9 protein-coding genes are annotated in these 12,099 nt (G+C 53.7%); 1 reads left to right on the top strand and 8 read right to left on the bottom strand.

The features are described from left to right. Positions 1-20: 20 nt before the first annotated feature. The 7 genes from CLR69_RS19470 to CLR69_RS19440 form a co-directional block, all read right to left on the bottom strand. Positions 21-1,172, bottom strand: a complete 1,152-nt coding sequence (locus CLR69_RS19470) for an ABC transporter substrate-binding protein (protein WP_131535074.1) — start codon at positions 1,170-1,172, stop codon at positions 21-23. Then, positions 1,165-2,415, bottom strand: coding sequence for an MFS transporter (locus CLR69_RS19465; RefSeq protein ID WP_131535073.1), 1,251 nt, complete (start codon positions 2,413-2,415; stop codon positions 1,165-1,167). Before CLR69_RS19465 ends, CLR69_RS19470 begins: the two co-directional genes overlap by 8 nt. Before the next feature lie 37 nt (positions 2,416-2,452). Continuing rightward, on the bottom strand, positions 2,453-3,610 hold the full coding sequence (locus CLR69_RS19460) for an NAD/NADP-dependent octopine/nopaline dehydrogenase family protein (protein ID WP_131535072.1): 1,158 nt from the start codon (positions 3,608-3,610) through the stop codon (positions 2,453-2,455). A 10-nt stretch (positions 3,611-3,620) separates the two neighbouring features. Further along, positions 3,621-4,637, bottom strand: coding sequence for a PLP-dependent cysteine synthase family protein (locus CLR69_RS19455; protein ID WP_129708548.1), 1,017 nt, complete (start codon positions 4,635-4,637; stop codon positions 3,621-3,623). A gap of 13 nt (positions 4,638-4,650) precedes the next feature. Continuing rightward, entirely contained in the window at positions 4,651-6,054 is a 1,404-nt protein-coding gene (locus CLR69_RS19450) for a Y4yA family PLP-dependent enzyme (protein ID WP_131535071.1), read from the bottom strand. A gap of 41 nt (positions 6,055-6,095) precedes the next feature. Further along, entirely contained in the window at positions 6,096-8,291 is a 2,196-nt protein-coding gene (locus tag CLR69_RS19445; protein WP_131535070.1) for a TonB-dependent receptor, read from the bottom strand. Between the two features lie 81 nt (positions 8,292-8,372). Next, the gene (locus CLR69_RS19440; protein WP_131535069.1) at positions 8,373-10,274 is read right to left on the bottom strand and encodes an IucA/IucC family protein; all 1,902 of its coding nucleotides are present in this window, start codon (positions 10,272-10,274) and stop codon (positions 8,373-8,375) included. 250 nt (positions 10,275-10,524) lie between these two features. On the opposite strand from CLR69_RS19440, the gene CLR69_RS19435 reads away from it, so the two are divergent. Further along, positions 10,525-11,406: an HpcH/HpaI aldolase/citrate lyase family protein gene (locus CLR69_RS19435; protein ID WP_131535068.1), complete on the top strand. Its 882-nt coding sequence runs from the start codon at positions 10,525-10,527 to the stop codon at positions 11,404-11,406. A gap of 68 nt (positions 11,407-11,474) precedes the next feature. Here CLR69_RS19435 and greB read toward each other — a convergent pair whose 3' ends face one another. Next, positions 11,475-11,954 (bottom strand): transcription elongation factor GreB, encoded by a 480-nt coding sequence (gene greB, locus CLR69_RS19430; RefSeq protein WP_129708562.1) that lies wholly within the window; start codon positions 11,952-11,954, stop codon positions 11,475-11,477. Positions 11,955-12,099: the final 145 nt, after the last annotated feature.

The raw sequence follows: 12,099 nt of genomic DNA, 5'->3' as shown, positions 1-12,099 counted from the left end.
ACGCCGGAGCTGCCTCTCATTTACGGCGCAAGACTGACGAAATAGCCCGGCTGGTAGTCAACCGGTAAAAACTGCTGATGAAGCTGGCGGAAGGTGTCATCCGCGTTGAGATCGCGGAATAAGTCAGGATGAAACCACTCAGCCAGTTGCTGAATCGCGATGAAATCATAGGGGCCGTTGTAAAACTGATGCCAGATCGCATGGAACGCGCGTTTCTGTTTAGCGATAGTGTTGGTATAGGCCGGACGCCCCAAAAACCATTCCAGCCGCTTGCGCCCTTCAGCCATATCCTGCCCCGGCCCTAACCCAATCCAACGTCCGCCAGGTACGAAGGCCTCAAAGTTGCCGCTGGTGATCACCACTACTTCTGGGTTTTCTACAATCACCTGCTCAGGATGCATCTGCATAAAAGTGCTCGGTGCATTTTTTGCTGCCACGTTATCACCACCGGCCAGTTGCACAAATTTACCGAAATTATCCGGGCCAAACGTCAGGCAGCACTCATCGGTATAGCCACCCAGTCGCTCAACGAACACACGCGGAGAACGCGGATGTTTCGCTGCCAGCACGTCGGAAACGCGTTTTAACTGCGCCTCGCGGAATGCAAGAAACGCTTCGGCGCGTGCTTCCTGATTAAACAGCTTGCCGAACAGACGCATGGTCGGCGCGGTATTTTCCAGCGGGTGATAGCGGAAATCGACGTAGACGATCGGGATCCCGACGCTATCCAGTATCCGGTCGTAGCCCGCATCGACAATCGCCCGCTGTGCTTCAATGTTCATAATGATGACGTCAGGCTTCAGCGACACCGCCTGCTCCACGTCAAACGTGCCTTTCTCCGTGCCATCAAACGTCGGGATCGTTGCCAATTGAGGAAAGCGGTCGAGATACTGGTGCCACGTTGCTGGATCGGACTGAATCAGATCGCGCCGCCAGGCAACAATTCTTTTCGCCGGATCTTCCTTGTCGAGCATCGCCACCAGATAAAGCTGACGCCCCTCTCCCAGCATCACGCGCTGCACCGGCGTGTTGACTCTCACCTCACGCCCCAATACGTCCTTGATAACGGTTGAGGTTTGCGTAGCCTGCCCCACCAGCGGCAACAGGAACACCATCAACAGCACACTCAGGAATAACGGACGGCGACACTGCCGCTTCCAGCTATTAAACATTTTCGATATTTCCCTTCGTCGAGAGAGAGTCATGTTTTTCCGCCTGTATCCGCAGATGTCGTAGCAGCATCAGAGCAACCAGGAAGGTCACCAGATACGCGGCGCCAACGCAGAAGAATAGCGAACGTAATCCGGGGGTGTAGAGAACTAACCCGCCCAAAGAAATACCTAGAATCGAGGCAAATTGGCTGACGCTTTGCGCCACGCCGAGTATATAACCCTGCTGTCCCGCCCCCGCCGCACGGGAAATCATCGCCATCAGAACCGGCGTGGTTGCCCCTAGCAGCACACCCCACAGGAAGTAAAGCGGGATGAAAATCGCAATATTCAGCATTGTGGCAGCAGTCAATGTCACGATGGCACAGGCCATCGTGACCACACACAGACGGCTCAGCGTCTGTGGCAGTGAGAAGTTTTCAAAATAGCGCGCCCACAGCGACGCGGAGACAATCACGCCCGTTGCCTGCAAGCCATAGCACAGACCGATAATCCATTTATCCACCTGAAAGAAACCGTCCATGTAGAGGGAAAATGGCGTTTGCGGAATCATCCGGCTAGTCAGCAGCAGGCCAGAAATCAGCAGCAAGCCCGGAATCGGCGACAGCGCCCAGAGCCGTTTGCGGGGTATGTTGCTCTCCTGCGTGTCCTTGATCGAAACAGCAGGAGTCACGGGGGCAACATGCGGCAGGAACAGCGCCACGGTCATGCCACATAAAGCACACAGGATCGCGGCACTCAGGTTGATCCAGAAGAAGTTCAGATAATCGAGAATCAGCCCGCCGACAATTGCGCCCAGCAGCGATCCCACGTTGGTAGAGACCTGAAGCCAGGCAAACAGCCGCGTGCGCTGTAACGGGCTGACCACCGCGACGCCATACGCCTGCGCGGGCGCAATATACCCCGCACAAGCCCCCTGAATAAAACGCAGCGCGACTATTGTCCAGATGTCATTGGCCCACGCCAGCCCGAGCTGGGTCAACGCCAGCCCAAACAGCGCGCGGATCATCATGGCTTTGTTGCCCAACCGATCGCCCATTCGGCCCCAGAAAGCGCTGGTCAGCATAATACCCAGCATCGGCCCGACGTATACCGCAATCCCCGCGATACTCAGTTCCGCACCGGACGACATACTTTCCAGATGCAGCGGCCAAAACGGCCCGCTCATCTCCATCGCCCCCATCGCCACCAGCTGTACGACAAACATAAAGTGGATGATGAAAGCGACCTGCCCACTTAAGCGCATGCATCAGTTCCTTCTGCTTTCACGGCGTCACCCCGTCTCATTTCAGCCACTGTAGCGGAAAATAATCGGGACGATCCTGCGTGGAGGCTCCCATGTAATCGCTACACCACCGGTAGACTTCATCAATGTAAGGGACGCTAACCGCCAGATGCTCCGAAAGGGTCACTAACAGACTCAGGCCGTAGGCGATATCCTCCTGAAACACCCGGTGCTGGGTATCAAATACGTACCCGCCAGCATCATGCTTTCGCAGTGGCAAACCGATGCCGTAGTAGGCCTGATTGGTACGCAGTACGGAGAGCATCGTGTGTGCATCGGCAATCTGATCGCCATAGGCATCGATAATCTCCTGCTTGAGCGGCAGCACCGAATCCAACTGCACGCCAAGCCGCGTTTCCAGTGCCGCACACAGCCGCTGATTCTCTTCATCCATACGTTCCAGATAATATGCCCCCAATTCAGGGCAGTCGTTCCACCAACACAGCGGCTGCGAGAAGGGCCGCGCATGCCACTGGCCGTAGGGGCCGATCAGGCCATAAATTACTGCACTGTGCATAATCGGGTTACCCGGTGTCAGCGTGATCTCCAGATAGTCCGGCAATAGCACCACGGGCGCAGAATAGAGCCGTTGCAACAGCGCCATCAGCGCCTGCTGGCTCACAGCGGTTTCGCGCCGATGGGTGGCGACATACAGCGTGGCCTTTTCACCGCCCATCTTGATCGACTGACCTGACACTAAATCAAACGCAATGTGCGCGACGTCCTTCATGCCCCAGATCACCGCATTCGGCCGTGCAGCCAGCTCACGCTCAGCCAGCCAGTCAAAGCCACAAAAACCGGGGATCGCACCAACGTAGACCGGCTTATCGATAGGCAAATGGGGAACGATCCGTGTCAGAAGATCGGCACGAAAGTGGGCAGGAACGGTGATAATAACAACGTCGGCATCACGACAGGCTTCCGCCGGGTCGCAGGTCACGCAGTCCGGGGTGGCTGTCAGCGTTTCGCCATCCGGCAGCAACGCGTGTAGCCGTTTACCGTGCTGCTGATAGTCTTCCGGCAGTCGGGGATGACTGCCCAGTAGTGTCACCTTGACGTCTGGCCGTTGTTTAAACAGTACCGTGGCAAGATGGCCGGTTTTACCGGCCCCGCAAATCACCACGTTAAGCGGCTGCCCGCTTAGCGTTTCGCGCATCCTTGACTCCTTAGCTTGCCTGCTCCAGAGAAATCGCGTTGCCCAGCCAGCGATCGAGATCGTGCCACACGCCACTATCCGTGAGATTACGCGCCGCCAGCCACTCTTCGTTAAACACCGTGTGCAGGTATTTTTCACCGCCGTCGGCAATCGCCAGTACGACGTTACCGCCGATACGATCCTGATAGATCAGCTCCAGCGCTTTATAGATCACCCCGCCCGTTGAGCCGCCGACCAGCAGCCCGTAATGTCGTGCGACATAACGGGCCGTTTCAAACGCTTGTGCATCTGAAACCTGTTCGCCACAGTCGATGCAGCTGTAATCCAGTACCAGCCCCACGGTGTCACCTGCTGGCGTACCGGTACCGGACTGATAGTAAGGTTTACCGGGGTGGCCGAAGACGATAGAGCCAACCGGCTCAACAGCAATGGTCACAATATCCGGGTTATGGACTTTCAGGCCGTGTGAGATGCCAGTCATCGATCCGCCCGTACCCACGCAGCCGACAAACGCGTCAATCTTGCCAATCTGGCTGAATAACTCGCGGACAAAATCGGCATAGCCGCCTGCATTCGCCGCGTTATCCGACTGGTTCATAAACACCGCGCCGGGGATTTCCTCCGCGAGCTGTGCCGCCATACGCTGGCGCTCCACCACCGCCACTTCGTCTTCGCCGTAGTCGCCGGAGACATAGCGAATTTCTGCACCGAGCGCGCGCATGATGGCAATCTTGTCCTGTGCCGCATGATGATCGACCACGGCGATAAAGCGCAGACCGTATTCAATCGACGCCAGCGCCAGCCCGATGCCGGTATTACCCGATGACGACTCGACAATCGTGCCGCCGGGACGTATTTTTCCTGACTTCAGTCCAGCGACAATCATGTTTCTCGCCATGCGATCCTTCATGCTGCCGCCGGGGTTGTTCTTCTCCACTTTTAAAAACAAACGCGCATCCCCATAGGGAACGGGAATTTGTATAACGGGCGTATTACCAATTAAATCAGTTACTTTATTCAGGATCATGGTTCTGCTCCATTCAGTTATCACTGGAAAAAATCAGCTCACCTTTCTTACCTTTGAAAGCGCACAGGCGCGCAGGCAGCGGATGTCGATGAAACGCGTTTTCCAGCAGGTCCATCTGGTATCCCGCCGTATTCGCGTAAATCAGTAAATCGCCTGGCTGCGGCACGGTTTGAAAATGAATCAATCGGTTCGTAATGACATCGTCGTCCAGACAGCTGTGTCCGGCGATCCAGGCTTTACCCGGCGTCGGACGTGTGTCTTTTTTGACAGAAAAAACATGCAGAGGATCAATCAAAAACTCAGAGTTAAACCAGGTCTCGCACGCGCTGAAGCTGCTGCCTTCGACAAACACGACATGGTTGCCATCCGGCTGGCGGCGCGTTCGCGTGACGCGAAACACGGTAATCGCACTTTGGTCGGCCAGACTGCGTCCCGGTTCAATCGCCAGAATCAGGTCGTGCTGTTTCAGTATGTCCGCCACACAATACTGCCCGATAGAAGCTGACAAGAATGCCTCAAGATAGTCGGCTGCCGAGCGCTCGCCGCCATACGGGTAAAACGACGTCGGCACCTGACCGTGGCGGTAATCTGCCTCATTCTGCTCCGCCACATACGTCTGATAGCGAGAAGCCGAAAGATATTGAATCGGCAATCCACCGCCGATATCAATAATGGCGGGCTCCAAACCCCGTGCCCGCGCCTGCTCCAGTAATGGCAGCAGCTCAGCGAATGCGGCCACACGGGTATCGGGCTCATAGCCGCCCAGATGGAAATGGAAGCCTTCAAGATGAAGTACATCCTGTCTGGTGCTCAACATCTCCAGACAGCGCATAACCTCAGCAGCCAGCATGCCAAAACGGCTGGCCTGTGCGAACGATGGGCGATAGCGCAGCAGTACCCGTACCGGTTTCGTCACACGTAACAACGCCGCCAGCGCCAGCACCTCAGCAAACTCTTCAGGCGAATCCAGCACGATAAGCGCACGGTGATGCACCAGTTCAGTCAGAAACTCCCGCGTTTTTGCCGGACCGGTGGCGCACAGGCGCGCACCATCGCAACCTGCACGTAGCGCATCTTTCAGTTCCTGCAAACTGGAAACATCCACGCCGACGCCCGCGTTCACGGCCGCCTGTACCAGCCCCGGCGATTTGTTCACCTTCGCGCCGTAGTACAGGCGGCAGTCCACGTCGTGACGCTGCAACACGGTTCGCAATGCCGAAATATTGTTAGCCACGGTGTGCGGCCAGACAATATTCAGCGGCGACCCATACTGTTCAACCAGCCATGACAACCTTTGCGGCGAGTTGAAAAGAAACTGCTCAATCTCACTATCCAGATAAGGCGTCAATCTCTCAGGCCAGTGGGCCTGCGTAACAGCGGGGGAAGACACTGCGGCAAAGCTAAACAGGTTGCTCATCGCTATCTCCTTAACATTCAGTTCCTGAAAAATTCATATCCTTAAAAATCAACCGCTACGGAAAGCATCAGCGTCCGTGGCGTTCCTTGCGATACCGTGCTGAACGACGTCACGCCAGACCAGTAATTGCGGTCAAAGGCGTTAAGTACATCTGCACGGAACGTGGTAGGGGCGTTATAGATTCGCGTCTTGTAACGCGCGCCGAAATCAACGGTGGTCCAGGAAGGAATAGACTGGGTATTGATGGTGTTAACGTTCTGCTTCCCGTTATGGGTGACGTTGGCGTTCAGCGTCAGATCGCGCAGGAACGGCAGGTCATATTCCACGCCAGCGTTAGCCTGAAAACGCGACGTGCCCGGCGCGCGCTTACCCTGAGCCCCCGGCGTCACGCTTTTGGTCAGTTCGGCATCCAACAGCATCACCCCCCCGGTTAAACGCAGATCCTCCAGCGGTGAGCCAACCACATCGAGCTCAATACCCCGATTGCGCTGCTCGTTAGCGTCAACAAACGTGCCGTTAACCAGCGCGCCGCTTGGCTTGGTGATCTGGAAAACGCTCAGCGTGGAGATCGTCCCCAGCGCATCCACTTTCACCCCAGCTTCATACTGTTTGCTCTTATAGGGCGTGAGTACCTGCCCCGCATTGCTCGCCGTGGTAGGAGCGACATCGCCTTTACTCAGCCCCTCGATGTAGTTGGCATAGAGCGAGACGCGCTGCCAGGGTTTAACAATCACCCCGAGCATCGGGGTGATTGCGCTCTTGTCATAAGAAGAGCGCACCCCACCATCCGGTGCGGAGAAGTTATCCGAGTTGATCTGCTGATAACGTAAACCACCTGTAACTTGTAGTACGTCGTTCCAGAAGCCGAGCGTATCCGCCAGCGCGATACCCGACAGCGCGGTGGAGGAACGTTTGTATGTACTAGAAGGCGCGGCAATATCCTGTGCCGGAACATAAACCGGATTATAAATATTTGAATCAATCGCCGTTCCTGCCCTGCTGGCGCTGGCCTGACGATCGCGATAGTAGCTGGTCTGTGCCGACAGCTTGTGCGTCACCGATCCGGTTTCCACATCCGCACGAACACCGGTCGCCAAGGTGTAGCGGCTGGTGGTAAAGCGATAATTCCCTACGCCGGAACGAATATCGCCGTTATTGTTGGTAACCTGCGGCACTTGCTCCGACAGTCGGCTTACGTGTGCGCTGGAGCCACCCAAATCGGTAAACCAGGTGACGTTATCCGCCAGATCGTATTCGGTATGCAGCAGCACCGACTGATCTTTGGAGTGCCAGAAGCCCCACGGCTGGGAAATATTGTTATTGCCATCCGGCGCGTCGGGCACAGTCACCCCCGCCGCAAACGAATAAGGTCGCGACGGTGCACGGGTTTTCAGGTGCTGCGTAATGAGATCCAACGTGGCGCGGAAACGTTCTGATGAAAAATCCAGCCCAAGTGCGCCGACCTGTGTGCGCTTGTCGCTACCGTTCCACACCGTGTCGCCGTAGCCATAGTTGCCATTAAAACGAACGCCGAGCAGATTGTTATTTTCCAGCGCATAGACGCGAGAAATATCCGCATGCTGCGTGAATTGGGAATCAGACTGCCAGCTGGTGGTGAGGCGGGTCAGATTGCCTACGGTGGTCGGACGCTTGGTCACGGCATTAATCACGCCGCCCACGCTGCTGTTAGGCGACAGCCCATACAGCAGCGCCGAAGGCCCTTTCAGTACTTCCACCCGTTCAATGTAGTCGGTCATCAGTTGATAGTTGGGGGCAACACCGTAAACGCCGTTCATGGCGATATCGCTCAGGTTTCCTTCGTTGAGTGGAAAACCGCGGATGTAGTAAGAATCCAGCAGGCCCCCCTGAGAACTACTCACCCGCACCGAGGCGTCATGGGCAACGACCTGTCCCAGCGTTTGTGCCTGTTTGTTTTCAATAAACGATGAGGTCACGTTGCTGACGTTAAACGGCGTATCCATGACATCCTTTTTGCCCAGCAATCCGGTGCTGGACGAACGTGCCGACATACCGCCTGCCACCAGCCCCTGCGCAGCTTCGGCGTCTTTGGCTTCAACCACAATAGTGGAATCATCGCGCTCGCCCGTTTCAGCCTGCACAGGTATCGCGATGCCGCTTAGCACGGCCATTGCCGCCGTTACGGCGACGGCCAACGCGGAGGGAATAGGAAAACGCGTTTTCCCGGTAGGTGGAGTGAAGTTCTTCCTGGCGTTCATCAACAAAGTTATCCATCTCAAAATGAGGATTGAAAAGATGCTCCCGTTTTTCAGTCGGTGAGGCAGGAGCATCGCCATACATCACGACCCGATGCGGATTTCTTCCTCTTCGGTGAGGAAGGGATTGCTCAGGCCGTGCTGAATCCGGTAGTCGCGATATTCCTGGATATGCATGCGCAGCAGCGAACGCGTATACCAAGGTTGGGTCAAAAACATGTCGCGTTCGGTCTGCCACAGCTCGCCATCAACGCGCGACTTCACGGCGTCAAACGCCGCTGCGGTTTCCTCTTTCATCACTTGCCACAGTCGAGCATCGGCAAAGCCATATTCCGCGCTAAGCGCCAGCGCCAGTTCGTGCAGGTGGCTGACAAAACAGGCATCGACGACAAACATCCGCACGGGTTCAATATCGCCTTCAAATACCGTGGGCAGAATGCCGGGCCAGACGTAAGGTTGCAGGTGATAGCCGCGCTGGCGCAGTAGCGGCGCATAGGTGCGCCCGTCACCGAAATCGCGGATTAACAGTCCCTGCGCGACGCCTTCAGATGAAAAGAGGATCTGGCTGTTCTGCTGATGCGCTTCCAGCCCGATGCCGTACAGCAGATAGATGGCGATGACAGGACGGGTAACGGCGCGAACGTATTGACGAAACCACGCTTCAGCGCCAAGCTCGGACAGCGTAACCAACTCGGTGAACAGCGGTTGGTCGCGGTGAGGCAGCGCCGTAAACAGCGTGGCGACGGTCACGGGCAGCGAGCCGTCAGAACGTTCATAGGCGTGGGCATCACGGAAGACGACGGAGAGGTGTTTGCCCAGTGCGTCATCCTGATGCACCGCGTGTTTGTAGTGGAATGCGGCCTCTTCGCGGAAAAACTCCAGCCGCTGCTCAAATCCGCCTTCCTGCGTCAGAATCGCTTCGATAATGGTGCTAATACGCGGCCCCATATGGATCGATTTTGCCTGTAAGCTGCGCATTTCGCTGGTCATCCAGATGGCGACAGGCAACTTGATAAACGGGGAAGAAGGGGGTTCAACGGGCAAGACGGTACGGAAAGACATACCCGGCAGCGTGATGAGATCGGGGCCGTCGGTGAGCAAAATCCCTTCGGCGATCTCATCCACATAGTGGGATTTCACCCAGTTTTCCAGATGCCAGCTGTGAATTGGCAGTGGCAGCCACTGCGTCTCATCCAGCCCTTGTTGATTCAAGCGCTGTTTCCAGTCCTGCCAGAGCGCAGGAAACGCCTGAGCAAACCATTGATGAAAATCATCAACGTGCGGCATGCATTCCACATACGCCATATCGCGGCGCAGTGCGGTAATACGCAGCGGTACACGGGCATTGAATTCGGGCGACAGCAGTTGGACGTCTTCGTCACTCAAGCCCGGACGGGATTTCCAGGTTGGATAATAGGGATGCCCTTCCAGCGATCCCCACTGATCGAGAAACATCGCAGCGTCGCGAATACTTCGCTGCCGACGCAGCCACTGCGTGAAATATTCCTGTCCATCCTGCTGCATGGCATCAGCCACCTCAGCACGCCATTGACACCGATAACGCCGGGCGTTCGTATCGTTACGGATACTATTGCCGACATCTTTTTTCAGGCCATTAATACCGCTGTCTTCAGGATGAAAATCAAAACTATCACGGAGTAAATCAATCAACTGCTCGTGATCAGTAATGGGGAAAGACACACCATTGGAATTAATGTGATAAATATTTCCATTATTAATATAAGTGTTTGCCGGGGCCGAATAAATATCATCAAACTTCAATTCGCCATTGCTGTCGCGCAAAGAAAACGTTGCCTGACCGTAATTAACCTCAGTAAAAATCAGGTTATATTTATTCAAAATTCCTTCCGCGAAAAAGCAGCGAATCAATCGCCTTAACGCATTTTTATTTGAATAATCAGAGAGAAAATCATCTGAAATCTTCCGTATATCCCTGTGTTCAACTGCGTCTACCTTGATATTCATAACCACTCCTCATACCGATAAAACAAGTAATAATTGATTGCAGTAACGTATAAAAGGGTGTCATTAGACCTCGGGTTAACACATCCCGAAACTTAATAAAAATGTCGCGATTGATAGATTGAAAAATAATGAACGGAAAGCTAGCATATCACCAACGACAATGTAAATAGGTATCATTCTTATTCGCAACTAATTAGTTACATTTTTATAAATTCATTTTTTATCAATTAAATAAGCAAAGGAGAACAGCATGGAACACGCTAAGACCTACCTCTTCGTGCCTGGAAATGCGCCTCATCGCTTTCAACATGCCATCAGCTGTGGAGCCGATGCGGTGATATTTGATCTGGAAGATGCTGTTCATCCTGATGAAAAAAATCAGGCTAGAGAAAATATTATCCAGTGGTATGAAAACGATACTCCCGTCTCTGAAATAAATTGTAAAAAACATATACGTTTAAATAAATTTGGATCACCAGAATTCAATCAAGACATAGAGTTTCTAAATAAACTCAATAATAAAGAGAGATTAAGAAATAGAACCGCATCCAGGCATGAAATAGCCACACAGGAAATTGTCTTACCGAAAATAGAGTCCGCGGCAATGTTGAATGAAGCGCGGAAAATGATAAGTCGTAATAGATTGGAAAACGTGAATATTATTGCGATTATTGAGACTGCTCGGGGATTACATAATGCGGAAGAAATTTGTGCCGCAGGTGTAGAAAGGGTGGCGTTTGGTTCACTAGATTTCTCACTCGATATCCATTGCGATCAATCTTTACACGCATTGCTGTATGCCAGGAGCCGTATTGTACTGGCGTCCAGATTGGCTGATTTACCGCCGCCAATAGATTGCGTTAATCCTGACTTCACGCACCATGAGCGAGTGCTGGCTGACGCATTACATGCGCGCTCGATCGGCTTCTCGGCCAAACTCTGCATCCATCCCTCACAGATCGATGCTGTTCAGCAGGCTTTCACGGCAGATAGCAGCAAAATAGACTGGGCAAAACAGGTTTTGAAAGCGGCCGAACACAGCTACGCTTTCCAGATAAACGGCGAGATGGTGGACTTACCCGTCATTGAACAGGCCAGACAGCTCTTGCGGGCACAAAATTCAGATAACTAAACCTGTTTTAGGATACATGGCGTTTTTTACGTCAGCGGTGAATCCGCCCGGCGTGAACCGGGCGACGCTCATGACTTAACGTAATCAATCGCGTTGACGAACCACTCACGCGGGCCGTCTGGCGTGTTCACGGTGAACTCTTCATCAACCGCTTTTTTCAGCATCGCGCGTGCCATCGGTGAATCGATCGAAATATAGTCTTTACTGTCGCCATAGATCTCGTCTGGGCCGACAATCCGCAAGCGCTTCACATCACCTTGCTCATTTTCGATCTCTACCCAGGCACCAAAAAATACGCTGCCATCCTGCTGCGGTGAATAATCAACGATTTTCAATTCCGTCAGACACTTTCTCAGGTAACGCACACGACGATCGATCTGGCGTAATAGACGCTTATTATAGGTGTAGTCCGCATTTTCCGAGCGATCTCCCAGACTCGCCGCCCAGGATACGATTTTAGTAATTTCCGGGCGCTTTACATTCCAGAGATGCTCGTGCTCTGCTCGTAATTTTTCATACCCCTCGCGGGTAATCAGATTGGTTTTCAAGTCAATAACCCCGTTAGGCTCTTAGTCAGTACCACGTTCTTCAAAATATCCGCGCGCAAAAAATCGCACGTTCATTACACAGATTTACAATTTTGGCTAATAATCTATCAACAGACATAAATATGTCATTTCTATCCCGTACTTT

Origin of the sequence: Pectobacterium zantedeschiae, assembly GCF_004137795.1 — a bacterium.
Taxonomy (GTDB): Bacteria; Pseudomonadota; Gammaproteobacteria; order Enterobacterales; family Enterobacteriaceae; genus Pectobacterium; species Pectobacterium zantedeschiae.
This window is presented reverse-complemented; position numbering and strand designations above follow the sequence as displayed.